This window comes from Paraburkholderia ginsengisoli NBRC 100965, assembly GCF_000739735.1.
GTDB classification, from domain to species: domain Bacteria; phylum Pseudomonadota; class Gammaproteobacteria; order Burkholderiales; family Burkholderiaceae; genus Paraburkholderia; species Paraburkholderia ginsengisoli.
In genome coordinates, this window is record NZ_BBJF01000005.1 from 52,269 (window position 1) to 78,879 (window position 26,611).

Consider the following 26,611-nt stretch of genomic DNA (forward strand, 5'->3'; position numbering starts at 1 on the left):
CATGCGCCCCGCCTCAGTTGCATTCACCTGTCAGTGCGCGGCATACGGCTTATACGTTCCGGTCAGCGACTTCAGGAACGCGACCAGCGCATCCACATCCGCATCGGGCAACTCTTTACCGGTTTGGTATTTGAGCATCACGCGCACTGCTTCATTCAGATCGCCCGTACTGCCGTCGTGGAAGTAGGGGGCGGTCAGTTCCACGTTGCGCAAGGTTGGAGTCTTGAAGCGATAACGGTCCCGCTCGTCGCCCGTGGCGCTCAAACGACCGTTGTCCGCGGCGGTCAGCGCGGTGCCACGGTCATGGAAGTAGTCGCCCTTCAGCCCCATCATCTCGAACGACTGGCCGCCCAGATTCTGACCGACGTGGCAGGTGGCGCAACGGTTCGTCTTGAACAATTCATAGCCGCGCAATTCCACCGCGTTCAATGCCGTTTTCTTTCCTCTCAGATACGCGTCGAAACGGCTCGGTGTAATGAGCGTCTTTTCGAATTCGGCGATTGCGTCCGTGATAGCGGCGCCCGAATAACCGTCGGGATAGACCTTGCGAAATGCGTCAGACAGTGACTTATCCTGTTCGAGCTTGGCGATGATTTGCGCCCACGATGTCGACGCCATTTCTATCGGATTGAGCGGCGGTCCCCCCGCCTGTTCCTGCAGCGTGCCCGCGCGGCCGTCCCAGAACTGCCGGTGATTAAGCGCCGCATTGAAGACGGTCGGCGCATTGATGGGTCCGACCTGAGCGCCGACACCGAGCGAGGTCTTCAACCCGTCGACGCCGCCTTTGGACAGCTTATGGCAACTCGCGCACGACACCGTGTTGTCCGCCGAGAGTCGCGGATCATGAAACAACCGTTCGCCCAAGGCAACTTTGCGCGACTCGACGGGAATCGACGCGGGTAACGGCTGGACCGGCTCGTTCGAAAATTCGGCTGCAACATCGGCGCTCGCGTAATGAGTCTGACGCTGCTTGCCGATCCACGCCAGCAGCAACGCGCGATCCGCGTTTGACAGCGCGGCATTCCAATGCACCGCGCGAAACCGCAACGGCGGCATGGAATTGTCTTTGACGACCGCTTCGAGTTTCGCGAGATCCGCTTCAGGCGCGGGTGTGCCGTTTTGCAGGCTTGCGAACAACGCGTCGATCTGGAAGGCTTTCGAGCCTGCCTCGACATCGTAAGCGGACAACTGACTGATGCCGGGCAGGCGTGCATAACCCGGCAGCTTCTGCGTGCTGGCATGACAGTAGTAACAGGCGCGTTCATCCAGCAGCGTTCTGATACGGCCGTTCTCGACCGACCACGAGGTCCGCTGCGCGGACTGCGCCGCGTATGCTCTGTCGTGATACCAGGCGTAGCCGGACAGGGCGAAGTACCCCGAAGCGACAACACCGCCTGCCGCCAACAAAAACTTCTTCAGCATGCACACCTCTCCCCATTTCGAATATTCGCTCGACGCCGTGGCGTCCGAGGAGGGGAGTCTGGCGACGGGAAAGAAAAAGCGCCCTGATCTGAATCAGGGCGCCTCTATTCATGGGACTTTTCCCAGGCGAGACACATGGCCGCAGCCAGTCGCCGCGCTACGTCATGTGCTTCGCAAGTCTAACGACGCATTGAAGCTGACGCGGCCTTAGTGTTGGGGCGCGCGATACGGCGTCCACACCGGGGTGTCGGTATCCCAGTTGTCCAGTTCGGATGGTGTCATGATGTGCTCCTTTTTGAAGAGTGCATGGGTGACGCCGCAATGACTATTTCTTTTGGAAACCGAATCATTGCTGCGCCTTCTGATTTACTGACCCTTGGCGACGCGGGTAACGTCGCCGCTCGTGCCTTCCTGCAAGGCGATGCGCGCGGCCTGCGTCTGGCCGATCAAGCCTTTGTTCGGATAGCTGGTGCGATTCAGTGCGGGCAATGAGCCGTCACGATAAGCCGCGACCAGTTCCGCCTTCACTTCGGCGCGCGTCTTTGTACTTGTGCTCGGCGTGGGTTGCGTTTCATAAGTGCCGGCGCGGCCGATGCCGCCACCGCCATTGCCTTGCGCGAATACTGGCGCGGTTGCGAGCAGCGAAAGAGCGAGGCCTGCGAGAAGATTGCGTTTCATGATTCACTCCTGTCGATTCATTTGCAGCGCGAGGGGCGCCGCGACAGGGTGAAATGTAGACTTTGAGCGAGCGCGGATAAATCGCACTTTCGCGAAATGAATTGTCGCGATTCCGGAACAATCGCGCTACAGGCTCGACGGAATAAAAAAACCGCGGCATTAGAGCCGCGGTTGGAATTCAGTGTTCCAGATTCCGTACTTCAAATGGAATCGCCTATTACGCGACCCATTCGGTAATGACCGGTGTGTCGAGCATCGGGGCGGACTCGCGTTCTTCGAATGTGCGCTTCGTGCACGTTGCGTCGAGACTGCCGCGTCCGCTCAGCAACGGGCAACGGTCGAACAGCTCCGCGATCCAGTCTACGAAAACACGGACTTTCGGCGACAGATGACGACTGTGCGGATAGACTGCGGAAATCGGCATCGGCAAAGGCTTCAGTTCCGGCAACACTTCCACCAGTTGGCCCGAGCGCAGATGCGGCAGCACCATGAAGAGCGCCGGCTGAATCAGGCCGAAGCCTTCGAGCCCGCAGGTCACGTAGGCGTCAGCGTCGTTCACCGACACGATGCCCTTCATCTTCACTTCGATTTCTTTGCCATCGACCATGAAGGCCCAATCGATCGTGCGTCCCGTGCGGCTCGAAAAGTAATTGACTGCTTTGTGATTCTCCAGGTCTTCGAGCGAAGCGGGCATCCCCGCGCGCTGAAGATAGTCGGGCGCGGCGCAAGTCACGCCCTCGAACAGACCGATGCGCCGCGCGACCAGCGACGAATCCTGTAGCGCGCCGACCCGCACCACGCAATCCACGCCTTCCTGCAACAGATCGACCGGCCGGTCAGACAGGCCGAGTTGCAGATCGATGTCCGGATAGCGCGTGTGGAATTCACACAGCGAAGGAATCACGAGCAGACGGCCGATCGATCCCGGCATGTCGATGCGCAATTTACCGTGCGGCTTTTTATTGCCGCTCTGAAAACTGGCTTCGGTCTCTTCGACGTCGGCGAGGATGCGCACGCAGCGTTCGTAGTACGCGGCGCCGTCCGGCGTGAGCGACAGACGCCGAGTGGTCCGGTGCATCAGACGCGTGCCGAGAAACGCTTCGAGGTTCTGAATAATCGTGGTGACAGATGCGCGCGGCAGATCGAGCGTTTCCGCTGCGCGGGTAAAGCTGTTGGTGTCGACGACGCGCGTGAACACTTGCATGGCCTGAAGCCGGTCCATTGCAAACCTCCAGAAGGGCGGGCGCACCGGGCGGAAAGTGAATCCGCGGAGCAATCGCATTCGATTGTTCAGGGGCACCGAATTGTGTTGCCGGATTATAGGCATTTATTTACGACTCTGCCGAACCCACAATTCGCACCATCGAAAGTTCTTGCGCATTGCGCGGCCCGACATGGATGCATTTAAACCGTCGTACTCCTTCGCCCCCGCCGACAGCAGCCCGGCAGCGGCAGACAGCACGGCACTCGACATCACCGACGTACAGATCGAAGGACACGCGCAGGACATCACGTTGCGTTTGTACCGGCAGGCGAAGAAGACCGCACTGCCGGTATTGCTTTATTTCCACGGCGGCGGCTTTACGAAGGGCTCGATTGAACAGGCCGACTTCGCCGCCCGTTATTTCGCAGAACACTTACCGGCACTGGTCGTGTCGGTTGGTTATTCGCTCGCGCCGCAGTTTCCGTTTCCCGCCGCGCCCGAAGACGCGCACCGCGCGGCGTTGTGGGTGCAGACGCGGGCGCGTGCGTTTGGCGGCAATAGCAGAAAGGTTGGCGTGGCCGGCCACGATGCGGGCGGGCAGTTGGCCAACTGTCTCGCGTTCATCGCGCGGGATCGCGGCGACGTGCGGATTTCCGCGCAGGCGTTGTTCGGACCGATGCTCGATCCGAGCCTCACGCGTCTGGGCGACGAAAAGCGCCTGGGCTCCGACATCACCGCGAAAGAGTGCGCTGCGTGTTATCGCGCGTATCTGCCGCAAGCGTCGCAACGCATGCACCCGTATGCCGCGCCGCTCGAATCGGCGCGGCTTGCGGGGTTGCCGGCCACGCTGATCGCGACCGCGCAAAACGACGTGCTGCATGTGGAAGCGGAGAAATACGCGAGCAGTCTGATCGACGCGGGAGTGCTGACCCAGGTGGTCCGCTATCCGAGCGTTTCGCACGCCGCGTTGGCCGATCATCCGCCCGCTTTGCAGGAAGCGGTGCGATTTTTTCAGTGGCGCTTCGATGCGCGCGCCCATCGATAAACAGAAATTCAATCAACGATACCGGGAGCTTCTCATGACTATTCTTCCTCTTTCCCGCCGCCGCGTGGCGATTGCCGCGCTAGTGGTCATCGCCGTCGCCGGGCTCGGCACTTTCGGCGCGATCCGCGTGGATGCGAGTTCGCCCGCCGCGCCGACCATCGTGCCGGAAGTCGATGTCGCCACCGTGGTGCAAAAAACGATCACCGACTGGCAGAGTTATTCGGGCCGTCTCGAAGCGGTCGAAAAAGTGGACGTGCGTTCGCAGGTGCCGGGCACGATCGTGTCGGTCAACTTCAAGGACGGCGCGCTCGTGAAGAAGGGCGACACGCTGTTCGTGATCGATCCGCGTCCGTATGCGGCCGAAGTGGATCGCGCCGAAGCGCAGCTCGCGGCTGCGCAGGCCCGCACCGGCTACACGCAAAGCGACTGGGAGCGCGCGCAACGCCTGATCGCCGACAACGCAATTGCGAAGCGCGACTACGACGAGAAGCAGAACGCCGCACGCGAGGCGAGCGCAAACCTGAAGGCCGCGCAAGCCGCGCTCGAAACCGCGCGCATCAATCTCGGCTACACGAAGATCGTGGCGCCCGTGGCCGGCCGCGTATCGCGCGCGGAAATCACGGTGGGCAACGTGGTGTCGGCGGGCGCGAGTTCGGCGCCGCTGACCACGCTGGTGTCGGTGTCGCCGATCTACGCATCGTTCGACGCGGACGAACAGACCTATCTGCAATACCTGAGCCGCGCGAAAGACGGCAGCAAGGTGCCGGTGGAACTCGGCCTCGCCGATGAAAGCGGCTACTCGCGCAGCGGCACGATCGAGTCGGTCGACAACCGGCTCGACACGTCGTCCGGCACGATCCGGGTGCGCGCGCGTTTCGATAACCAGGACGGTGCATTGATTCCCGGTTTGTACGCACGCGTGAAAGTGGGCGGCAGCGAGCCGCATCCGGCGCTGTTGATCGACGACGCGGCGGTCGGCACCGACCAGGACAAGAAGTTCGTGCTGGTGGTCGATCAGGGCAATCACGTCGTGTACCGAGAGGTGTCGGTGGGCGGCATGCAGGGCAACCTGCGCGTCGTCAAGGACGGGCTGAAGCCGACCGACCGCATCGTCGTCAACGGTATTCAGCGCATACGTCCGGGCGATTCCGTGCGCGCGCACATGGTGCCGATGACGACCGACCAGGACCCGAATAGCGCGCCGCTCGCGCAGACGCAGCCCAAAGCGAGCGCCAAAGCGGACAAGAATTCGTGAGCCCCACGCGCCGCGGCACGCTAGCGCGGCACTTGCTCCAACGTTAAGAGCTTCCCATGAACATATCCAAATTCTTCATCGATCGACCGATCTTTGCCGGCGTGCTATCGGTATTGATCCTGCTGGGGGGCATCATTTCGCTCTTCAAGCTGCCTATTTCGGAGTATCCGGAAGTGGTGCCGCCGTCGGTGGTGGTGCACGCGCAGTATCCGGGCGCGAATCCGAAGGTGATCGCCGAGGCGGTGGCTTCGCCGCTCGAAGAGCAGATCAACGGCGTCGAGAACATGCTGTACATGCAGTCGCAAGCAAATAGCGACGGCAATCTCACGCTCACGGTCACGTTCAAGCTCGGCACCAATCCGGACCTCGCGACCCAGCTGGTGCAGAACCGCGTGAACCAGGCGCTGCCGCGTCTGCCGGAAGACGTGCAACGGCTCGGCGTGACGACCATCAAGAGTTCGCCGACGCTGACGATGGTGGTCCACCTGATCTCGCCGAACAATCGCTACGACATGACGTATCTGCGCAATTACGCGCTGCTTAACGTCAAGGACCGGCTTGCGCGAATTCAGGGCGTCGGCGAAGTGCAATTGTGGGGTTCGGGCGACTACGCAATGCGCGTGTGGCTCGATCCGCAGAAGGTCGCGCAACGCGGTTTGACGGCGACCGAAGTGGTCAACGCGATTCGTGAGCAGAACATTCAGGTGGCGGCCGGTGTAATCGGCGCATCGCCTTCGGTGCCGGGCACGCAGTTGCAGTTGTCGGTGAACGCGCGCGGCCGTTTGAAGACCGAGGGCGAATTCGGCGACATCATCGTCAAGACCGCGCCCGATGGCGGCGTGACGTATCTGCGCGACATCGCGCGGGTCGAACTCGCGGCATCGGAATACGGCCTGCGTTCGTTGCTCGACAACAAACCGGCGGTGGCGCTCGCGATCAACCAGGCGCCGGGTGCGAACTCGCTGGCGATTTCCGAGCAGGTTCGCGCGGCGATGAAGGAGCTGGCCGAAGACATGCCGGCGGGCGTCGAATACAAGATCGTCTACGACCCGACGCAATTCGTGCGTTCGAGTATCGAGGCGGTCGTGCATACGCTGCTCGAAGCGATCGCGCTGGTGGTGATCGTCGTGATCGTGTTCCTGCAAACGTGGCGCGCGTCGATTATTCCGTTGATCGCGGTGCCGGTGTCGATTGTCGGGACTTTCTCGTTGCTGCTCGCGTTCGGCTTCTCGATCAACGCGTTGTCGTTGTTCGGCATGGTGCTCGCCATCGGGATCGTGGTCGACGATGCGATCGTGGTGGTGGAGAACGTCGAGCGGAACATCGCCAACGGGTTGAGTGCGCGCGACGCGACGTATAAGGCGATGCAGGAAGTGAGCGGGCCGATCATCGCGATTGCGTTGACGCTGGTCGCCGTGTTCGTGCCGCTCGCATTCATGACGGGCCTCACGGGTCAGTTCTACAAGCAGTTCGCGATGACCATCGCGATCTCGACGGTGATCTCGGCGTTCAACTCGCTGACCCTGTCGCCGGCGTTGTCCGCGCTGCTGTTGCGCAGCCACGGTGCGAAGGAGGACTTCCTGACGCGTGCGATGAACCGTGTGCTCGGCGGCTTCTTCAAGCGCTTCAACAAGGTCTTTCATCGCGGTTCGGAGGCTTATGGCCGTGGCGTGAATGGCGTGCTGCGTCGCAAAGGCGCGATGCTCGTCGTGTACGCGATCCTGCTCGGCGCAACCGTGCTGATCTCGCGTGTGGTGCCGGGCGGCTTCGTGCCGGCGCAGGACAAGGAGTATCTGATCGCGTTCGCTCAGTTGCCGAATGGCGCGTCGCTGGATCGCACGGAAAAGGTGATCCGCGATATGAGCGCGGTGGCGTTGAAGCAACCGGGCGTGGAAAGCGCGGTGGCGTTCCCCGGTTTGTCGGTGAATGGCTTCACCAATAGTTCGAGCGCGGGCATCGTGTTCGTGACGCTCAAGCCCTTCAAGGAGCGCGGCGACAAGAAGCTCTCCGCCGGTGCGATTGCCGGTGCGTTGAACCAGCAGTACGGCGCGATCAAGGATTCGTTCGTCGCGGTGTTTCCGCCGCCACCCGTGCTCGGTCTCGGCACGCTCGGCGGTTTCAAGATGCAGTTGGAGGATCACGGCGCGCTCGGTTACGCGGAACTGAACAAGGCAGCGGAAGCATTCGTGAAGCGCGCGGCGCAAACGCCTGAACTCGGCCCGACCTTCTCCAGCTATCAGATCAACGTGCCGCAACTGAACGTCGACCTGGATCGCGTGAAGGCCAAGCAACTCGGCGTGCCGGTCACGGACGTGTTCAACACGATGCAGATCTATCTGGGCTCGCTGTACGTGAACGACTTCAACCGCTTCGGCCGGGTGTATCAGGTACGGGTGCAGGCGGACGCGCCGTTCCGTCAGCGCGCCGACGACATCCTGCAACTGAAGACGCGCAACGCGGCGGGCGACATGGTGCCGTTGTCGTCGCTGGTGACGGTGACGCCGACCTATGGTCCGGAAATGGTGGTGCGCTACAACGGCTACACGGCGGCCGACATCAACGGCGGACCCGCGCCGGGCTTCTCGTCGGGCCAGGCGCAAGCCGCGGCCGAGCGCGTGGCGGCGGAAGTATTGCCGCGCGGCGTGAAGCTCGAATGGACCGACCTCACCTATCAGCAGATTCTGGCCGGCAATGCAGGCATGTGGGTGTTCCCGATCAGCGTGCTGCTCGTGTTCCTCGTGCTCGCGGCGTTGTATGAGAGCTTGACCTTGCCGCTCGCGGTGATCCTGATCGTGCCGATGAGCGTGCTGTCCGCGCTGACCGGCGTATGGCTCACGGGCGGCGACAACAACATCTTCACGCAGATCGGCTTGATGGTGCTGGTGGGGTTGTCGGCGAAGAACGCGATTCTGATTGTCGAGTTCGCTCGCGAGCTCGAACACGACGGACACACGCCGCTGTCGGCGGCGATCGAGGCGAGCCGCCTGCGTCTGCGGCCGATTCTGATGACGTCGATCGCATTCATCATGGGTGTGGTGCCGCTGGTGCTGTCGAGCGGGGCCGGGTCGGAGATGCGTCACGCGATGGGTATCGCGGTGTTCTTCGGCATGCTCGGCGTGACGCTGTTCGGTCTGATGCTGACCCCTGTGTTCTATGTGGTGCTGCGTACGCTCGCGGGTGGGACGATTCACGTCGCGCAGAAAGATTCGCCGCACTATGGCGCGCCGGTGACGGACGCTTGAGGAGAAAACAATAATGAAGCACTTTGAATTTGGGTCGGGCGCTCGCTTTGGCTCGATGAGTCGATGGGGCAGGGTGGCGCTCAGCGGTTTGCTGGTCGCGCTGCTCGCCGCCTGCTCGGTGGAGCCGGTGTACAAGCGGCCGGACGTGGATACGCCGGTCGCGTTCAAGGAAGCGCCCGCTGCGTCGGCCACGTCCGCTGCGTCGGCGCCTGCCGCGCAGGACGTCGGCACGTGGAAGCAGGCCCAGCCCGCCGACGACGCGCATCGCGGCGAATGGTGGACGATCTTCGGCGACCCGCAACTGAACGCGCTCGAAGAGCAGGCGGCCGCCGCGAATCAGGATCTGAAGGCAGCAGCGGCGCGTGTTCAGCAGGCGCGTGCGGTGACGCGTGCGGCGAAGTCGGACTGGTTCCCGAAGCTCGACGCGGGCTTCGGCCCGACACGTGAGCGTGCGTCGGCGGCCTCGCAATTCCAGCCGGATAGCGCGGGCGGCACGACGGGCACGATCTGGCGCGCGCAGGTCGGCGCGTCGTACGAAGCGGATCTGTTCGGGCGCGTGAGTTCGAACGTGAATGCGTCGCGGGCGGACGAGCAGCAAAGCGAAGCGCTGTTCCGCTCGGTGCAGTTGTCGTTGCAGGCCGACGTCGCGCAGAACTACTTCCAGTTGCGCGAGCTCGACAAGGATCAGGAACTGTACCGGCGCACCGTCGCGTTGCGCGAGGACACGCTGAAGCTGGTCGAGCGTCGTTTCAAGGAAGGCGATATCGGTGAACTGGATGTTTCGCGCTCCCGCAACGAACTCGCGAGCGCGCGGGCCGACGCGGTCGGCGTCGCGCGTCAGCGCGCGGCGTCCGAGCATAGTCTCGCGATTCTGCTCGGCAAGCCGCCGGCGGATTTCTCGTTCGCGGAAGCGCCGCTCGCGCCGGTCATGGTGCGCGTGCCGGCCGGTTTGCCGTCGGCGTTGCTCGAACGGCGCCCGGATATTTCGGCGGCGGAGCGCGCGATGCAGGCGGCGAATGCGCGCGTGGGTCTGGCGAAGTCCGCGTTTTTCCCGAAGCTCGATATCACCGGCGCGGCGGGGTTTGAGTCGGCGACGCTCGGCGATCTGTTCATGTGGTCGAGCCGCGCGTTCATTCTCGGACCGTTCGCCGGCACTGCGTTGACGCTGCCGCTGTTCGACGGCGGCCGCCGCAAGGCGAACCTCGCGCAAGCCCGCTCGAAGTACGACGAGGATGTCGCGCAGTATCGTCAGCAGGTGCTGGTGGCGTTCCGCGAGGTCGAGGACAATCTCGCCGATCTGCGTTTGCTCGACGATCAGATGCGTGAGCAGGACACGGCGGTGCAGGCCTCGCAACGGGCCGCGCATCTGTCGCGCACGCAGTACACGGAGGGCGCGGTCAGCTATCTGGATGTGATCGACGGCGAGCGGCAGGTGCTGATTTCGCAATTGCAGGCGAGCCATCTGTCGGGCACGCAGGCGGTGGCGACGGTAAATCTGATTCGCGCGCTGGGTGGTGGATGGGGAGAAATGAGCGCGCAGGGGACGGGGGGTGAGGCGGTAGGGGCGGTCGCGCCGGCTGGGGCTTCTGACGTGGTGGCTGCTTCAGCGTCGGCATCGGCGTCGGCCTTGCCGCAACAGGTGGCGAAGCGCTAACTGATTGCCTCTTTAGCACCGTAGCGTAATGAACGCCGGGTCGCGCGACAGCGCAACCCGGCGTTTTTCATCCAAATCGTTTTTTTCGCTTTCCTTTCGAAAATCCGTTCGTAGACCACCGGATTGACGCCCTCTATGATGGTTCGCACCTCATCTGGAGAGAGGCGATGACCTGTCCGACCTTCCGCTGTCCGCGCTGATCGATCCGCGCGCCTGGCCGTCGTTATGCGGCGGCCAAGCCATACGTTGCACATTTCCATTGCCCGATGTTTGCCGGCCTGTTGAGCACGCCTCGACCCACGCCGCTGGATCGGCTCGCCTCGACATAACACCACGCCCAATTCTGCGAGTTCATCATGCGCATTTCCTTGTCCACCGTGCGGCGCTTTTTCACCACTTTCCACGCGTCGGCTGTCGCGCTGACCGGCGCATTCACTGTCGCCTCCGCGTTGGCATTGCCGGCCGCACCCGCATTCGCCGCCGACACACCGACGCTCAGGATCGGCACGTCCACCAGCCCACAAATTGAGGCGCTCAAGATCGCCGTGCGCGAAGCGAAGGAGCAGGGACTCGACGTGAAGCTCATCGAGTTCACCGACTGGAACACGCCGAATGCGGCGCTCGCGAACAAGGACATCGACGTCAACTACTTCCAGCACATCCCGTTTCTTGAGAACGCCAGGAAGCAGGGCGGCTATAACTTCGTCGCGATCGCGCCGGGCACGATCATGAAGATCGGCCTGTATTCGAAGAAGATCAAACGCTTCGACGAGTTGAAGGACGGCGCGACGGTCGCGATCGCCAACGATCCGGTGAATGGCGGCCGCGGTCTACTACTGCTGCAACGTGCGGGTCTCATCAAGCTGAAGCCGGGTGTCGACTATCGCGCGACGACGCTCGACATCGTCGATAACCCGAAGCATCTGAAGTTCGTTCAGCTCGAAGCGTCGCAACTGGCGCGTTCGCTCGACGACGTCGATCTCGCGCAGGGCTACCCGAGCTTCATCAAGCTCGCGGGTACCACCGATCCGAATAGTGCGTTGCTGTTCGACGGCCTCGAAAACAAGAACTACGCGATCCAGTGGGTCGTGCGTCCGGAAAGCGCGAACGATCCGCGCATCCGCAAGTTCATTTCGATCTATCAGCATTCGCCGGCCGTGCGCGCCGCGCTCGACAAAGCGTTCGGCAATCTCTACGCGGTCGCGTGGTAGTGCCGTGGGTTGCCGTAGCTGAACACGAAAGGAGCCGCACGATGGCGAAGAAAAAGATCCTGCTGAACGCGTTCAACATGAATGCGGTCGGCCATATCAATCACGGCTTGTGGACGCATCCGCGCGATCGCTCGGCGCATTACACCGACCTCGATTACTGGACGAACCTCGCGCAAACGCTGGAGCGTGGCAAGTTCGACGGGATCTTTCTGGCGGATATCGTCGGCGTGTACGACGTCTATGAGGGCGGACCGGACACGCCGCTGCGCGAGTCGGTGCAGATTCCGATCAACGATCCGTCGCTGATCGTGCCCGCGATGGCGCACGTCACGAAGCATCTCGGCTTCGGCGTCACGTCGAATCTGACTTACGAGCCGCCGTATCTGTTTGCGCGTCGGATGTCGACGCTCGATCATCTGACCAAAGGGCGCGTGGGCTGGAACATCGTCACCGGCTATCTGGACAGCGCCGCGCGCGGCATGGGTCTCGCGCAGCAGATCAGTCACGACGACCGCTACGACCGCGCCGACGATTATATGGATGTGGTCTATAAACTGTGGGAGCAGAGCTGGGAAGACGACGCGGTAGTGCGTGACCGCGCGGCGCGCATCTTCTCGCATCCGGACAAGGTGCACCGCGTGAAGCACGGCGGTCCGTACTATTCGATCGACGCGATCCACCTGAGCGAGCCGTCGCCGCAACGCACGCCAGTGCTGTACCAGGCGGGCTCCTCAAACCGGGGTGTCGTATTCGCGGCACGTCACGCGGAATGCGTGTTCGTGAGCGGACAGAACAAGCAGTTGACGCGCTCGATCGTCGACGACATCCGCTCGCGCGCGGTGAGCTTCGGGCGCGCGCCGGACGACATCAAGATCTTTGCGGGCATCACCGTTGTAGTCGGTGAAACAGAGCGCGCGGCGCAGGAGAAGTTCGCGGAGTACCGGCGTTATGCGAGTGCCGAGGGCGGTCTCGCGCATTTCTCCAGTTCCACCGGCATCGACTTCTCGCAGTACGAACTCGACGAGCCGATCTCCTATGTGAAGACCGAGTCGATGCAATCGGCGATCGAAGCGATTTCGAAGAAGAGCACGAGCGGTGTGTGGACCAAGCGCAAGGTGCTCGAGCAGATGACGCTCGGCGGACGCGCGAAACCGGTGGTCGGCTCGCCGCAGCAGATCGCGGACGAACTGGTGTCGTGGATCGAAGAAGCGGGCGTCGACGGTTTCAATCTGACGCGCACGGTGATGCCCGAATCGTTCGAAGACTTCGTGAACCTGGTGGTGCCCGAGTTGCAGAATCGCGGCGTCTACAAGGAGGACTACGACCCCGCGCCCACGCTGCGCGAGAAGCTGTTCGGCGGCGGTCGCGCGCGGCTGCCCGACGTGCATGCGGGCGCGCAGCATAGGCGGCCACAGGTCGCAGTGAAAACCGCCGTGGAAGCCTGACAGGAGCGAAGCAATGGCCAATCTTTTCGACGTGCCGCAATTCATCGAAGACGCGCCGTCTCTTGCGCTGAAGCGGGAGAATGACGACGCGGCGACCCAAGCCGTCGTGGTATTCGACAACGTGGGCAAGGTATTCGCCGATGCCCGCGGCGTGCCGAGCACGGCGCTCGCGAACGTCGCGTTGACGGTGACGCGCGGCGAGGTGTTCGGCATCATCGGCCGCAGCGGCGCGGGCAAGTCGACGTTGCTGCGGCTCATCAACGGTTTGGAGGAGCCGAGTTCTGGCGCGGTGCGCGTGAACGGCGTGAGCGTCGGCGAACTCGACGAGCGAGGTCTGGTGACATTGCGCCGGCGTATCGGCATGGTGTTTCAGCACTTCAATCTGCTCTCCGCAAAAACCGTGCGCGAGAACATTGCGTTGCCGCTGAAAATCGCCGGCGTGCCCAAGGCGTCGATCGACAGGAAAGTCGATGCGCTGCTCGAACTGGTGGGCTTGTCGGCCAAACGCGATGCTTATCCGGCGAGCCTGTCCGGCGGTCAGAAACAGCGGGTCGGCATTGCCCGCGCGCTCGTCACCGATCCCGACATTCTGCTGTGCGACGAAGCCACCTCCGCACTCGACCCTGAAACGACTCGAGCCATTCTCGCGTTGCTGCGCGATATCAATCGGCGGCTCGATCTGACGATCGTGTTGATCACGCACGAGATGGAAGTGATTCGTGAAGTCTGCGATACCGTCGCGGTGATCGAGCGTGGCGAGGTCGTCGAAAGCGGTCCGGTGTGGCGCGTGTTCGGCGATCCGCAACATGACGCGACGCGTGCGCTGCTGCGGACCCTCGTGCACGACTTGCCCGCGGATCTGGCTGAACGGGTCAAGCCGGTGCACGAACTTGCGCAGGCGGACGACGCGCGGATTCTGCTGGACGTGCGCTTCACCGGCGCCGATGCGCACGAGCCGGATCTCGGCGCGCTGGCGGCGGCATTGAGTGTCGAAGGCGGGCGGGTGAATTTCGTGCACGGCGGCATCGACCGGATTCAGGGGCATGCGCAAGGGCGTCTGGTGGTGTCGGCGCAAGTGCGGGCGAACGCGGACGGTACCGCGCAAACGCAAATCGCGACGCTGCTCGAACGGGCGCGCCGTTACGCCAACCATGTCGAGGTGCTCGGCTATGTCTGATCTCTGGCTCTCCGAACTCGTCGGTGCGATTCGCGACACTATCGTGATGGTCGGCGTGTCCGCATTCATCGCGGCGCTGGTCGGCATTCCGCTCGCGCTGGTGCTGGTCGGCACGACACGCGGCGGCATCTGCGAAAAACCCGCGGTGAACAGCGTGCTCGGCGCGCTCGTCAACGCGTTTCGCTCGACGCCGTTCATCATTCTGCTGGTGGCGTTGTTGCCGCTCACGCGCTTGTTGATCGGCACGACGATCGGCGTATGGGCCGCGATCGTGCCGCTCAGCATCGCGGCAATTCCATTTTTTGCACGCATTGCCGAAGTGAGTTTGCGCGAGGTGGACCGTGGTCTGGTCGAAGCCGCGCAGGCTATGGGCGCGCAACGCCGCCACATCGTCTGGCATGTGCTGTTGCCCGAGGCGTTGCCTGGCATTCTCGGCGGCTTCACGATCACCGTGGTGGCGATGATCGGCTCGTCGGCGATGGCGGGTGCGGTCGGCGCGGGCGGCCTCGGCGATCTGGCGATCCGCTACGGCTATCAGCGTTTCGACACGACCGTGATGGTCACGGTGATCGTATTGCTGATCGTGATCGTGACGGCGGTGCAGTTCGTCGGCGACCGTTTTGTGAGGCGGCTGGCGCAACGCGCGTAAACGTCGGAGTCCGTAATAATATTAATGGCGGCACAGAAAGGCGCTTGCAAACCGGCTATCCCACGCCGGCATGCAAGCGCCTATCATGCTGTCTGATGCGGCAGGCGTCGCGCGCTGCGACGCCTGCCGCTTATCCAACTTTTTCACGTGGACATTGCATGAACGAACCTCGTCATGCCGACGCGCTGCAAACGCGTCAGGCATCCGCCGCGCCGCCGGTGCGCGATCTTGCCGGTCTGCTCGACGCGTTGCGTGCGAGCGCGGCGCAGCGCGACCGTGAAGGCGGCCACGCTGCGCAGGAGAAACAGTGGATCGCCGACGCGGGTCTGCTGACGCTCGCGGTGCCGCGTGAATTCGGCGGCAACGGCGCGCGCTGGCCCGACATCTACGAGACCATCCGGCAGATCGCGCGGGTCGACAGCGCGCTCGCGCATCTGCTCGGCTTCACCTGCTTGCAGGTGGTGAGCGTTAACATGTGGGGCAACGCGGAGCAACGCAGCCGCTATCTGAACGGCACCGTCGAGCACCGCTGGTGGTGGGGCAACGCGGTGAACCCGCTCGACACGAGGCTCGTCGCAACGGCCACTGGCGACGGCGGCTATCGTCTCGACGGGCAAAAGGGCTTCTGCTCCGGCACGCGCGGCTCGCGGATGATGACGGTCTCCGCGCACGATCCGGCCACCGGCAAGCCAGTGTTCGCGGTAGTGCCGACAGGGCGCGACGGCATCACCGTCCACGAAGACTGGGACCCGATCGGTCAACGGCAGACCGACAGTGGCAGCGTGTCGTTCGCGCAGGTGCGGGTCGAGCCGCATGAAGTGCTCGAACGCGCCGACACCCCATACGCGAGCCTGCGCACGCTGATCTCGCAGCAGGTGCTGACCAATCTGTTCGTGGGCATCGCGCAGGGCGCGCTCGATGAAGCACGCGCATACGTCAACCAGAACGGCAGGCCGTGGATCAACTCCGGCGTCGCCAAAGCCACCGACGATCCCTATCTGATCCAGCGTTTCGGCGAGATGCGTCTGCAGGCGGTGAGCGCGGAAGCACTGGCCGCGCGCGCCGCGTATGCACTCGAAGACGCCTGGCAGCAAGGCCCGTCGCTCACCGCCGAAGCACGCGCGCACGTCGCGCTCGCCACGTCGGAAGCGAAGATCGTTGCGCATCGCGCCGCGCTCGACGTCAGCGAAAAACTGTTCGACGCCTGTGGCGCGCGCGCCACGCACGCGCCGCTCGCGCTCGACCGTTTCTGGCGCAACGCCCGCGTGCATACGCTGCACGATCCGCTCGACTACCGCGTGCGCGACGTCGGCCGCTACGCGCTCAGCGGGACATTGCCGGAGGTTTCTTTGTACACTTGAGGCGGTTCGCGGCGGCCTGTTTGCCTGTTTGTTCATAAGGCGCCGCGGTTGATTCCCTTCAAGAGAACCCCGGATTGATCTTCAAACTACCGACCACCGCTACGGCGCCGTTTTGTCCATCCGAGGTGCAAGGCTCGGTCGCCGTCTCGCAAGGCGCGCCGTTCTGGAAGAAGATCCTGCAATTCGCGGGACCCGGCCTGCTGGTTTCGATCGGCTATATGGACCCGGGCAACTGGGCCACCGCGATCGAGGCCGGTTCGCGGTATGGCTACAGCCTGCTGTTCGTCGTGCTGCTGTCGAGCCTCGCGGCGATGGCGCTGCAATGTTTGAGCATGCGCCTCGGCATCGCCACCGGACGCGACCTCGCGCAGTTGTCCGCCGCGCGTTATTCGCCAAGAGTCGCGCGCGTGCAGTGGCTGCTCGCGGAGTTGTCGATTGTCGCCTGCGATCTCGCCGAGGTGCTCGGCGGCGCGCTCGCGTTTCATCTGCTCTTCAATTGCTCGCTGACCACCGGCGTGTTGCTGACCGCGTTCGACACGCTGATCGTGCTCGGCCTGAAGGGCAAGAACTTCCGCGATCTCGAGGCAATCATGCTCGGGCTGATCGCGACCATCGGCGTGGGCTACATCATCGAACTCGCGCTGGTGAATCCGCATTGGCCGTCGGTCGCGCAAGGGCTGATTCCGTCGTGGCAGGCGCTGAATTCGCGCGAGCCGATGTATCTGGCAATCGGCATTCTCGGCGCGACGGTAATGCCGCATAACCTCTATCTACATTCGTCGATCGTGCAGACGCGCGCGGTGAAGCGCGACTCGGCCGGCATCCGTTCGGCGATCAGCATGTCGCGAATCGACACCATCGCGTCGCTGTTTCTCGCGCTGCTGATCAACATGGCGATCCTGATTCTCGCGGCCGCCGCGTTTCATGCGACCGGCCACACCCAGGTGACCCAGATCGAAGACGCGTACCGGCTGCTCGCGCCGATCGTCGGCACCGGTTTCGCGGCGATCCTGTTCGCGATAACGCTGCTCGCGTCGGGACAAAGCTCGACGTTCACCGGCACGGTGGCAGGGCAGGTCATCATGGAAGGTTTCCTGAAGATGAAGATTCCGTGCTGGCAGCGGCGCTTCATCACGCGGGCGCTGGCGTTGATTCCCGCGTTGATCGGCGTGCAGATGCTCGGTAACGGGGCGGTCGGGCAGTTGCTGGTCGCCAGCCAGGTCGTGCTGAGTTTGCAACTGCCGTTCGCGCTCTTTCCGCTGATTCGCATGACCAACGATCGCGCGCTGATGGGCGAGTTCGCCAACAGGCTGCCGACGCGGCTTCTCGCGTGGTCACTGTTTGTGGCGATCAGTGCGGCGAACCTCTGGCTCGTGGTGCAGACGGTGGGCCTGGCCGGCTGAGTCGGCCAGGCGCGAGCAGTCGATTGCTGTCGATCAGCCGCGCGGCGGCGAAAAAAAATCCGCACACTGTGCGGATTTTTTAAAGGCTTCGGTTCGAGTCGGGCCGGACCAGCCGTCGTCGAGTCAATCCCAATTCCAATCAGTTCGAGTCAGGCGGCTTGCGCAACCTGCGCCGCTTCGAGCGCTTCCTGGCGGGCGGCTGCCGCCTTCTTCGTCTTGCCGGCGCGCGACGGCGGCTGGCACGCACCGCACACCACGTTGTGCTGCAGATCGTGCTTGTGCGCGACGAACTTGCCGGTGCAACGGCAGCACTTGGTCAACTGCAGCATGTCGGCGTCGAAGAAACGCACCAGCGTCCACGCACGCGTCAGGTCGAGGACCGGTTCGGTTTCGCTGTGCTGACAATGTTCCAGATACAGCCGATACCCTTTGGTCAGCGCATCCAGATGCGAGCAGCGCGCTTCGTTCTTCAGGAACAGGTACGTGTTGTAGAACAACGAGGCGTGAATATTCGCGAGCCACGTCATGTACCAGTCCGCCGAGAACGGCAGCATGCCCTTGGGCGGCGATACGCCTTTGACCTCGCGGTACAGGCGGATCATGCGGTCGCGCGAGAGCGTCAATTCGCTTTCGAGCACCTGCATACGGGCGCCGAGTTCGATCAACGCGATCGCACGGAATACTTCTTGTGCGTCTTCTGTCAGGCTACGCTTGAGCATCGCAGTCACCTCGATTAAGCAAACTGCTCAGCCGGCTGGCCTGCAAGCAGGATCGCCGCGTGAGTCGGTGCAACTGCTGCGTGCTTGGTCGTTTGCGTCAACGCCGACAACATCGAGTGGTCGTTGAAGCGGAAGAAGCACAAAAGCTGATCGGAAGAGGCCAGCTTGACGATCTGCGCGAGCGACAGCCCGGCAAGCAAATCGGCCAGTTCCGACGACAACCCCAGGCGGAACATCCCGACCGGTTTGTCCTCACGCAACATACGTTGCGCAAGCATGATGTAAGACAAATTGATCTCGCGGATTGAATCCAGCGTCTCGCTGCTACGGTCCATTTTTTGTGTTTCCGAAGCCCCGAATTACTATGTCGGCCTTTTTTTGGCCGTTATGTCTTTTGTGCCTCGCCGGAAACGCGATCCTCCGGCTACATGTCACCACTTGATACAGAGAGCGACTTTTTGATACATCGCGTTACATTTCGTAACAGCTTGGGACGAATTGTATGAAGGGTAAAACAAGAAATCAATCCTTTCTCAAAAAAATATCTCAAAAAGATACATCAATTTTCGGTAAGTATTTCACAGCGCTGTAATAGATGATGCCAAGCGAATTTTTTCTCTTCTGTGAATTTCGTCTGATCCGTGAAATCCCTTGTAATACCGGCGCTTAGCATAATTGTCTGAGCAAAGCTCGAAGCGCCGGCGGGAGGCCGGAAATTCCATTTGAATAGAAAAGGGGCAGCGACGGCAGGCCAAATTGATGTAATAAATACCTCACTTTGGCACTGCTTGGGGGACACATCAGAGATGTAACGGGATGGTGGGGCCCCGGTTACAAACGGAGCCGCAATTGTAACTTCCTGCGTAACGTCTAGCAGCCGGTCTGGCGCACCCGTTCCACTTCGAGACCGAACGCTGGGCGCAGACGCGAGCACATTGCCGGCGAACGCGGCGACCAGCCACAGCCAGCCGTGCAGGCTGCCTGACACGATGCCGCTGAAGTAGGCTCCGATGTTACAACCATAGGCCAGACGGGCACCATAGCCCAGCATCAGGCCGCCGACCACCGCCGCGATCAGCGAACGAGCCGGCACCCTCCAGACCGGCGCGTAACGGCCGGCAAGCGCCGCAGCCGTCATCGCGCCGAGGACGATGCCGAAGTCCATCACCGACGTGACGTCGTGTGTCACAGGGGCGGCCAACGAGCCTGCATTGGCTTGAGTGGCCCAATACGGCCAGTTGGCCACGTCGATGCCGAGTGCCGCGAAGATCTTGGCGCCCCACAGTGCAAACGCCGACGTCACGCCCCAGGGACGGCCCGACAATGCCAAGGTGGCGAAATTGAGCAGAACCAGCGCGATCGCGCCGACGAACAGAGGCCACGGGCCATGCAGCCACGGCGATGCGTGCGGTTGACGGAGCGGCTCGTTGACCAGCCGGCCATGGCGACGCCGCTCGACCAGCACGGTGAGCGACGCGATAGCGGCAAAAACGATCAGATTCAGGACGATGGCCCAGCCGGCGCCAAGCGACGTCACCAGCGAAAGCGGTTTGAGCGACGGCAACGCGGTCCAGAACGGCATATGCGCGGTGGCGACGACCGAGCCGACGATGAACGCCGCCAGCGTCACGAGCATGCGGGTGCTGCCGCCGCCCACCGTGTACAACGTGCCGGACGCGCAGCCGCCGCCCAACTGCATACCGATGCCGAACATGAACGCGCCGACCAGCACGGACGTGCCGGCCGGGGCAACGAGCCCGACCACGGGATGGCCGAACAACGTGCCCGCCGCGAGCGCCGGAAAAAACAGCAACACGCCGAGCGCGAGCATCAGCATCTGGGCGCGCAGACCGGCGCCGCGGCCGTCGGCGATGAAGACCCGCCAGGCCGACGTGAAGCCGAACGCCGCGTGATAAAGCGACATTCCCAACAGCGCGCCGACGATGTACAGCGCCGCCTGGCGGCCACTGACGGCTTGCGCCAGATAAATCGCGCCGAGCGCGATGAGAACGAGCGCGGCGCCAAGCGGTTTCGGATTGATGTCGAAACGGCGCGGCACGCGGGGAAGCGGAGTAGAGAGATCGGACATGGTAAGTTGACTGACAAACAGCTAATCAAAGGCGGCCCGAAGGCGGCCGGGGGACAGTTGGGGTTGGTGTGGCGCGGAAAGGCAATTAAAAAAGATAGCATGGATCGAGCGGGGGGAGGGACTTGCCGGTGAGGGGTTGGGAGCGTGCAGGCATGTGCGTGGGTGTGCATGTGTTCAGCCGCGTGGACGCCGGGCACTCAGACGTTCGCGCGCGACCCGAACCCCCAAGCGCGCACCCGCAGCACGGCGCTACCTCGGCACGGCGGGCATCGCTTTCTCGTTGGGGCGAGCCGAAGACGCGCCGTGCGTCTTGCACCGTGATCCATCACATAAACCGCATCATCAGATCGGTGTCGTAAAAAACGCCGCCGACGTTCAGCCCTTCGACCTCGCAGCCGTATTTGCGAAAGCCGGCCGACTCATAGAGTTTGCGCGCCGCTTCGTTGCTGCTGTCGACCATCAGTTGAAGTTGCCGCAAACCGTCGACGCGTGCCGCCCGCGCCAGCAACTCGTTGAGCAGCGCACGTCCAACACCGCGGCCAGCGGCCTCCGGCGCGACATACATACCGACGACCGCCGCCTTGTGCCGTTCCCTCTCGCGCTGGTTGCGCGCCAGCCCGACTACGCCGACCAGCGGCGTGTCGGCCGATAGAAAAGCGCCCAGCAGGAAGTCACCCTCGGCGGCGTACGCGCCCCGCAAGCTCGCATCATGCTGCGCCGCACCCTTCGCGAGCGCTTCCTCGTAACTCTGGCCGAACAATTCCGGGTGCGCCTTCAGCCCGCGCAGACGAAGCTGGAAATACGCGTCCCGGTCGGCAGGTCCGAGTTGGCGTACGAGTATTGCGGCATCGTTCAGGGACATCTCTCGGCACCTCAGCATGGATTGGCTTGCGCGAGTGACCGGAGCGACGCGCTCGATGCCCGAGCTTGTCTTCCTGTAGCACGCGAAGGCTTTGGAAAGGTCTAGTGCTCCGATCCGGCGCGCTGGCTTTCGGCAAACTCACGCAATGCAACCGCGGTTTGTTGATCGGCGGGAAAAAACGCCTCGATTGCCAGTTCCGATAGGGTGACGTCCACTGGCGTGCCGAATACGGTGGTCGTGCTGAAAAACGACAGCACGCCGATCGGCGTACGCAGCCGCAGCGGTACGGCGATCTGGTTGACGCCGGTGTCGTCATTGTCAGCCGCATCCGCGCCCGGCGGTGCGGGATACGCGGCCAGCTCGTCACGCAAGGCGCTCAAGGTCTCGTCGCCGCTTACGTCGATCTGGCGTTGCAGCCGGGCCAGCACATGTTCGCGCCACGCATGCCAGTTGACGATGGACGCTGCTATGCCTTGCGGATGCAAGCTCAGCCGCAACGCATTGACCGGCGGCTTCAGCAATTCGGGACTGGCGCCGCCCAGCAGCGGCGCGAGCGCATTGTTCGCCGCGATGATGGTCCAGTGCCGGTCGATTGCGAGCGCAGGGTAGGGCTCGTGTCCTTTGAGCACCAGTTCGACGGCCACGCGTGCGGCGGCCAATTGCGGATCGGACAACGGACGCTCGCGGAACAGCGGCGCATAACCCGCCGCGACCAGCAATGCGTTGCGCGCCCGAAGCGGCACGTCCAGACGTTCGGCGAGATGCATGACCATTTCGCGGCTAGGCAGCGCGCGGCCCGATTCGACGAAGCTCAGATGCCGGGTCGAAATGTCGGCCTCGGTAGCGAGCAGCAACTGGCTCATGCGGCGCCGCTGCCGCCATTCGCGCAGCAGATCGCCGACCGTACGACTGGCCGCCGACGTGTGCGAAGAAACCGTTTGCGCAAGAGAGAGTGTGTTCATGCCACCGATGATAGCCAAAGCGTCCGAGCAATCCATTACCTCGCAGGTAATCGAATACCCCGCTGACGTCTACAAAATAAACGGGAGTACGAGAGCCGGCTGCAACGCGAGCATGCAGGCCTGACGACGACCGCCAATGCGATTCACGCGGTTGCCACGCGTTGGGGCACGGCGTTGAGTTTGACGCCGAGGGCGCGCAGCAGTTTGAACACCGTGTCGAGGCGCGGTTTGGAGCCGGGCGCGAGCGTTTTGTACAGGCTTTCACGTCCGAGTCCGGCGTCTGCTGCGACCTTGGCGATGCCGCGCGCTTTTGCGATGTCGGCGATGGCGGCGAGCAGGATGTCCGCGTCGCTTTCTTCGAGCGCTGCATTGAGATACTCGGCGATCATTTCCTCGCTGTCGAGGTAGTGCGATGCGTCGAACCGTGCCGTTTTGATCTTGCTCATGACCGTTCCTCTCTGATTGCTGTCCACATTGTTTTGGCGTACTTGATATCGGCGGGCTGCGTGGACTTGTTGCCAGCGCAAAGCAGCAGATACACCGTGCGCCCTTCACGCGCGTAGTAGACGCGGTAGCCCGGACCGCAATCTATGCGCATCTCGAACACGCCCTCTTCCAGCAACCTCACGTCGCCGAAATGCCCTCGCTCCGCACGCCGGATCCGCACGAGGATTTTCGCCCTTGCGCGCAGATCCGCGAGCTCCGGCAGCCAGGTGTCGAACACCTCGGTGCGGTTGACCGTGTACACCGGTGGTGTTCCGATCTGTTTGGTAGTGTATCCTCTTAGATACGTCGTTGCAAGCGTAAAAACCATATTAATAAAGCGGCTCGCAGCCGCACCCCGTTCGTTGTCTCACATGCCGCGCCGTCACAACGTGGCTCCCAATTGCCACATGAGATTAGCGGTCGGCGCGCTTCCTGACGATTCAGCCAGATGGCTAATCCGACGTTCAACGAACGCGATCAACACACGGGAAACGCAGTCGCAAAAAACGGCGCGCGTCCGCGACGGCGCATTCAAAAACTTACCTCCCACGTAATCGACGCAACGCGCACGAACCGCCAATCTTCACTCCGAGCCCGCCGCATACGACGTGTCTGCCGAGCGTAGTGCTCAGTCATGCCAACAAGGAGTCTTGAGATGAATGCGCATACCGATCTGATCGACCGTTATTTCGACGCGTGGAACGAAACCGATAGCGCGCGCCGTCGCGAGTTGATCGCCGCGACATGGAGCGCCGACGCCGACTATCGCGATCCGCTGCTCGCCGGCACGGGCCACGACGGCATCGACGCGATGATTCGCGCGGTGCATGAACGCTTCCCGCAACACCAGTTTCGTCGCACGACCCAGGTCGACGGCTTCGCGAACCGGCTGCGCTTTTCATGGGAACTGACCACGCCCGCGGGCGACGCGATCGTCAAGGGATCGGACTTCGGCGTGGTGGATGCGCACGGTCGTCTGCAGGCGGTCACCGGTTTCCTCGACGACGCGCCAGGCAGCGCCTGAGCTGCGCATTTCTTCACGGAGACGATCATGCACGAGCCCATTGCCCCCACGCCCGATCGAAGCGTCATCGCGTTCACGCGCCTGTCGGCGGCGCTCGACGCGTGCTCCAGCGCGATCGCCGGCTTCGCGCTGCTGGCCGGCGCGCGGGCGTTCATGTTCATCGCGTTGCTGGGCTGGCGCGAGCCGGTGTTGGGCGGCGCGGGGCTCGTGCTGCTCGCGCTGGTCGGCTGGTTGCGATGGCAGTGCGGGGTTGCCGCCGCGGCGTCTGTGGACGTCGCGCGCGGCGGTCGTGAGCCGTTGCAACGCGCTGACGGATTGCGCGGCGGCGTTGCGATAGCGGTCGGCCGCGGCCAGCCGCGTTGCGCGGAGGCGCGCGACGTTGCTTGCTACAATCGACTGTCGCAATGCGATGCGCACGATGCACCGCGCGGCAGCGCCGTCGCTGCCGTCGCCCGCTCGCGATCGTTCGCGCAAGTGCGAATATCATCGTGAGCGCGAGCGAAAGTGAAAGTGCATAACGCGACCCACCCCGACGACGAGCGCGTCGATCGGGACACACCATATAAGGAGACACCGTGCTGAAGAATCTGGACCCGCTGCTGAACGCCGATATCCTGCATGCGCTGCGCTCGATGGGCCATGGCGACGAACTCGTCATCTGCGACGCGAATTTTCCGGGCACGTCGGTTGCACAGGAAACCGTGCTCGGCAAGCTGCTGCGTCTCGACGGCGTGAGTTCGCCGCGAGCAATTCGCGCGGTGCTGTCGGTGATGCCGCTCGACACGTTCATCGAGCAACCCGCGTCGCGAATGGAAGTCGTGGGCGAGCCGCATACGATTCCTGCGGTGCAGCGCGAAGCGCAGGCCGAGGTCGACGCAGCGGAAGGGCGCGAGGTGCCGTTCGCGTCGATCGAACGTTTTGCTTTTTATGAGCGGGCGCGCAACGCGTATTGCGTGATCGCGACCGGCGAGGAGCGGGGCTATGGTTGCTTCGTCTTCACGAAAGGCGTCCTGCTCGCCGCGGATACGCCGCGCACGTAGTTCGTCACATGCATGCGTGCCGTGCGAAGTCGAAGTCCGCACGCGGTGACGGCGAACGCGAATCGCGCGCTCATGCTAACGTCGGGTCTGCTCGCGGCTAAGCGCTGCGCATGGTCCACGGCGGCCCATTGAATCCGACCACGGTGACGAAACCCATGAGCTTCTCGATAGACAGTCTCGATCATCTCGTTCTGAATGTCGCCGACGTGGAAGCCAGCGCGGCCTGGTACGCGCGCATGCTCGGTATGCAACGCACCGAGTTCGCGTCGCGCACGGGTACGCGTGTGGCGATGACCTATGGCAATCAGAAGATCAACCTGCGGCCGGCCGACGCCGACACGGTCGCATGGTTCACCGGCCGCGAATCGGTGCCGGGCAGCGCCGATCTGTGTTTCGTGACCGCCGCGAGCCCGGCCGAGGTCAAGGCGCACTGGCTTGCCGAAGGCGTCGCGATCGAGGCAGGTCCGGTCGAGCGCGACGGCGCGCGTGGCAAGATGACTTCGGTGTATTGCCGCGATCCGGACGGCAATCTGATCGAAGTCGCGACCTATCCCGACGCGTAACCGAAGCCTCGCCAAAGTCTGACGGAAGCGACAACCTTCAGTCTTCGCGATGCCTGTCCAAAGCGGCCATTCGCGGCGCGCCGGGACACGGCGTTCGTCTTCGCGACCCGGCGCGTATCGCGCCGCGCAATCCCGCCCGAGCTTGGAAAAGGCGGCCATTGCACATATGCTCAGGTGCAATGTGGGGAACTGCCGCTGCTCGAGCGGGTCTGCTGCTTATTCATTTACAGGAGTGCCTCATGACGCGTCCCGTCGATTCCGGCGTTATTTTCGTTGCACGTATCGCCCTTGCCGTGCTGTTTCTGTGGGGTGGTGTGATGAAGCTGCTGGGTTATGCGGGCTTTGTCGGCTATCTGCATTCGAAGGGCGTGCCGTTCGTGCAGGTCGCCGCGCCGATTGCAACCGCGGTCGAAGTGCTCGGCGGCCTGCTGCTGATCGTCGGCTTCAAGGTACGTCCGCTCGCGCTGATCCTGGCGGTGTACACGGTGGCGACCGCGGTGCTGGGGCACGATTTCTGGAATGTCGTCGACCCCGCCTTGCAGCGCGACATGGTGATTCACTTCTGGAAGAACATCGGCATCGCCGGTGGTTTTCTGCTGCTGTTCGTGACCGGCGCGGGGCGCCTGAGCGTCGACGGCGCACGCGCGCCGCGCGGCGGCCTCAGTCTCTGATGCGGCACGCGGTGCGCTAGCCGGTGCCGTCGCTTTCGATTCTGGGTGTAATCAAGGGAGCACATAATGATTCAAACTTTCGAGCAAACTATCGGTGGCAAGGTCACGCAGTTGTGCGCCAGTCTCGGCGAAGGGCCCACGCCGCATCGCGTGATCATCAGCCTCGCCGATTCGGCGAAGACGCTGGTGGTTCTGGATGCATCCGGCTTCATCAGCACGATCAAGGCTGAAATCGAGGAGCCGGAGAAACTGATCGCCGACGCTATCACCAAGGCGCAAAGCGAAGGACTGATCGAACGCGCGATCGATACCGGCGCGATTCAGGAGGCGACGCTATGAGCGCAGCGGCGTCGGCGCGCTGCTAACTGCGACCTGACGCCCGCTGCGTGACCTTGCAAACCACGTCGTCATCCATGACACCCCCCCCGCTGTGCGCAAGCATCGCGGGG

The 26,611-nt window shown here is 63.0% G+C and carries 25 protein-coding genes and 1 pseudogene; 16 read left to right on the forward strand and 10 right to left on the reverse strand.

Translation table 11 applies throughout. The features are described from left to right. Positions 1-30: 30 nt before the first annotated feature. The 3 genes from BGI01S_RS09495 to BGI01S_RS09505 form a co-directional block, all read right to left on the reverse strand. A complete protein-coding gene (locus BGI01S_RS09495) occupies positions 31-1,422 on the reverse strand; it encodes a cytochrome c peroxidase (protein WP_042324684.1) in 1,392 nt (463 codons plus the stop codon). 366 nt (positions 1,423-1,788) lie between these two features. Continuing rightward, positions 1,789-2,100: a DUF4148 domain-containing protein gene (locus BGI01S_RS09500; RefSeq protein WP_042324687.1), complete on the reverse strand. Its 312-nt coding sequence runs from the start codon at positions 2,098-2,100 to the stop codon at positions 1,789-1,791. Between the two features lie 217 nt (positions 2,101-2,317). Further along, positions 2,318-3,322: a LysR family transcriptional regulator gene (locus BGI01S_RS09505; RefSeq protein WP_042324689.1), complete on the reverse strand. Its 1,005-nt coding sequence runs from the start codon at positions 3,320-3,322 to the stop codon at positions 2,318-2,320. A 172-nt stretch (positions 3,323-3,494) separates the two neighbouring features. Between BGI01S_RS09505 and BGI01S_RS09510 the strand changes: the two genes are divergently transcribed. The 10 genes from BGI01S_RS09510 (at position 3,495) to BGI01S_RS09555 (ending at position 17,746) form a co-directional block, all read left to right on the forward strand. Further along, positions 3,495-4,349, forward strand: a complete 855-nt coding sequence (locus BGI01S_RS09510) for an alpha/beta hydrolase (protein WP_042324691.1) — start codon at positions 3,495-3,497, stop codon at positions 4,347-4,349. A 34-nt stretch (positions 4,350-4,383) separates the two neighbouring features. Continuing rightward, entirely contained in the window at positions 4,384-5,604 is a 1,221-nt protein-coding gene (locus BGI01S_RS09515) for an efflux RND transporter periplasmic adaptor subunit (protein ID WP_042325883.1), read from the forward strand. Between the two features lie 56 nt (positions 5,605-5,660). Next, entirely contained in the window at positions 5,661-8,846 is a 3,186-nt protein-coding gene (locus tag BGI01S_RS09520) for an efflux RND transporter permease subunit (protein WP_042324693.1), read from the forward strand. 13 nt (positions 8,847-8,859) lie between these two features. Then, complete coding sequence (locus BGI01S_RS09525; protein ID WP_042324695.1) at positions 8,860-10,500, forward strand: efflux transporter outer membrane subunit; 1,641 nt, start codon at positions 8,860-8,862, stop codon at positions 10,498-10,500. Positions 10,501-10,856: 356 nt separating this feature from the next. Next, positions 10,857-11,711 carry a MetQ/NlpA family ABC transporter substrate-binding protein gene (locus BGI01S_RS09530; protein ID WP_042324697.1) on the forward strand — a complete coding sequence of 285 codons (855 nt, stop codon included), beginning with the start codon at positions 10,857-10,859 and terminating at the stop codon, positions 11,709-11,711. A 41-nt stretch (positions 11,712-11,752) separates the two neighbouring features. After that, positions 11,753-13,156 (forward strand): LLM class flavin-dependent oxidoreductase, encoded by a 1,404-nt coding sequence (locus BGI01S_RS09535; RefSeq protein ID WP_042324699.1) that lies wholly within the window; start codon positions 11,753-11,755, stop codon positions 13,154-13,156. Between the two features lie 13 nt (positions 13,157-13,169). Next, positions 13,170-14,333: a methionine ABC transporter ATP-binding protein gene (locus BGI01S_RS09540; protein WP_042324701.1), complete on the forward strand. Its 1,164-nt coding sequence runs from the start codon at positions 13,170-13,172 to the stop codon at positions 14,331-14,333. Then, on the forward strand, positions 14,326-14,982 hold the full coding sequence (locus BGI01S_RS09545) for a methionine ABC transporter permease (protein WP_042324703.1): 657 nt from the start codon (positions 14,326-14,328) through the stop codon (positions 14,980-14,982). Before BGI01S_RS09540 ends, BGI01S_RS09545 begins: the two co-directional genes overlap by 8 nt. Positions 14,983-15,140: 158 nt before the next feature. After that, complete coding sequence (locus tag BGI01S_RS09550) at positions 15,141-16,343, forward strand: acyl-CoA dehydrogenase family protein (protein WP_042324705.1); 1,203 nt, start codon at positions 15,141-15,143, stop codon at positions 16,341-16,343. Between the two features lie 74 nt (positions 16,344-16,417). After that, positions 16,418-17,746 carry an Nramp family divalent metal transporter gene (locus tag BGI01S_RS09555; protein ID WP_042324707.1) on the forward strand — a complete coding sequence of 443 codons (1,329 nt, stop codon included), beginning with the start codon at positions 16,418-16,420 and terminating at the stop codon, positions 17,744-17,746. Positions 17,747-17,895: 149 nt separating this feature from the next. On the opposite strand, the gene flhC is transcribed toward BGI01S_RS09555, so the two are convergent. From flhC to BGI01S_RS09590, 7 genes and pseudogenes are all read right to left on the reverse strand, one after another. Continuing rightward, the gene (gene flhC / locus BGI01S_RS09560; RefSeq protein ID WP_042324708.1) at positions 17,896-18,465 is read right to left on the reverse strand and encodes a flagellar transcriptional regulator FlhC; all 570 of its coding nucleotides are present in this window, start codon (positions 18,463-18,465) and stop codon (positions 17,896-17,898) included. Positions 18,466-18,479: 14 nt separating this feature from the next. Further along, positions 18,480-18,800 (reverse strand): flagellar transcriptional regulator FlhD, encoded by a 321-nt coding sequence (flhD, locus tag BGI01S_RS09565; protein ID WP_042324711.1) that lies wholly within the window; start codon positions 18,798-18,800, stop codon positions 18,480-18,482. Between the two features lie 535 nt (positions 18,801-19,335). Then, a pseudogene (locus BGI01S_RS09570) lies at positions 19,336-20,554 on the reverse strand (YeeE/YedE family protein). Positions 20,555-20,879: 325 nt separating this feature from the next. After that, a complete protein-coding gene (locus BGI01S_RS09575) occupies positions 20,880-21,416 on the reverse strand; it encodes a GNAT family N-acetyltransferase (protein WP_042324712.1) in 537 nt (178 codons plus the stop codon). A 101-nt stretch (positions 21,417-21,517) separates the two neighbouring features. Next, a complete protein-coding gene (locus BGI01S_RS09580; RefSeq protein WP_232624420.1) occupies positions 21,518-22,378 on the reverse strand; it encodes a helix-turn-helix domain-containing protein in 861 nt (286 codons plus the stop codon). Positions 22,379-22,521: 143 nt separating this feature from the next. Further along, complete coding sequence (locus BGI01S_RS09585) at positions 22,522-22,824, reverse strand: addiction module antidote protein (RefSeq protein WP_042324714.1); 303 nt, start codon at positions 22,822-22,824, stop codon at positions 22,522-22,524. Then, entirely contained in the window at positions 22,821-23,192 is a 372-nt protein-coding gene (locus BGI01S_RS09590; protein ID WP_042324717.1) for a type II toxin-antitoxin system RelE/ParE family toxin, read from the reverse strand. The genes BGI01S_RS09585 and BGI01S_RS09590 overlap by 4 nt, the downstream gene beginning before the upstream one ends. Positions 23,193-23,519: 327 nt before the next feature. Here BGI01S_RS09590 and BGI01S_RS09595 point away from each other — a divergent pair, with 327 nt between their 5' ends. The 6 genes from BGI01S_RS09595 (at position 23,520) to BGI01S_RS09620 (ending at position 26,501) form a co-directional block, all read left to right on the forward strand. After that, positions 23,520-23,888, forward strand: a complete 369-nt coding sequence (locus BGI01S_RS09595; RefSeq protein ID WP_042324720.1) for a nuclear transport factor 2 family protein — start codon at positions 23,520-23,522, stop codon at positions 23,886-23,888. 27 nt (positions 23,889-23,915) lie between these two features. Further along, positions 23,916-24,380 (forward strand): hypothetical protein, encoded by a 465-nt coding sequence (locus tag BGI01S_RS31020; RefSeq protein WP_232624419.1) that lies wholly within the window; start codon positions 23,916-23,918, stop codon positions 24,378-24,380. Between the two features lie 83 nt (positions 24,381-24,463). After that, complete coding sequence (locus BGI01S_RS09605; RefSeq protein WP_042324721.1) at positions 24,464-24,928, forward strand: RbsD/FucU family protein; 465 nt, start codon at positions 24,464-24,466, stop codon at positions 24,926-24,928. A gap of 155 nt (positions 24,929-25,083) precedes the next feature. After that, positions 25,084-25,491 carry a VOC family protein gene (locus BGI01S_RS09610; protein ID WP_042325886.1) on the forward strand — a complete coding sequence of 136 codons (408 nt, stop codon included), beginning with the start codon at positions 25,084-25,086 and terminating at the stop codon, positions 25,489-25,491. A 239-nt stretch (positions 25,492-25,730) separates the two neighbouring features. After that, the gene (locus BGI01S_RS09615) at positions 25,731-26,162 is read left to right on the forward strand and encodes a DoxX family protein (protein ID WP_042324722.1); all 432 of its coding nucleotides are present in this window, start codon (positions 25,731-25,733) and stop codon (positions 26,160-26,162) included. Positions 26,163-26,228: 66 nt separating this feature from the next. Then, entirely contained in the window at positions 26,229-26,501 is a 273-nt protein-coding gene (locus tag BGI01S_RS09620) for a hypothetical protein (protein ID WP_042324724.1), read from the forward strand. Positions 26,502-26,611 lie beyond the last annotated feature (110 nt).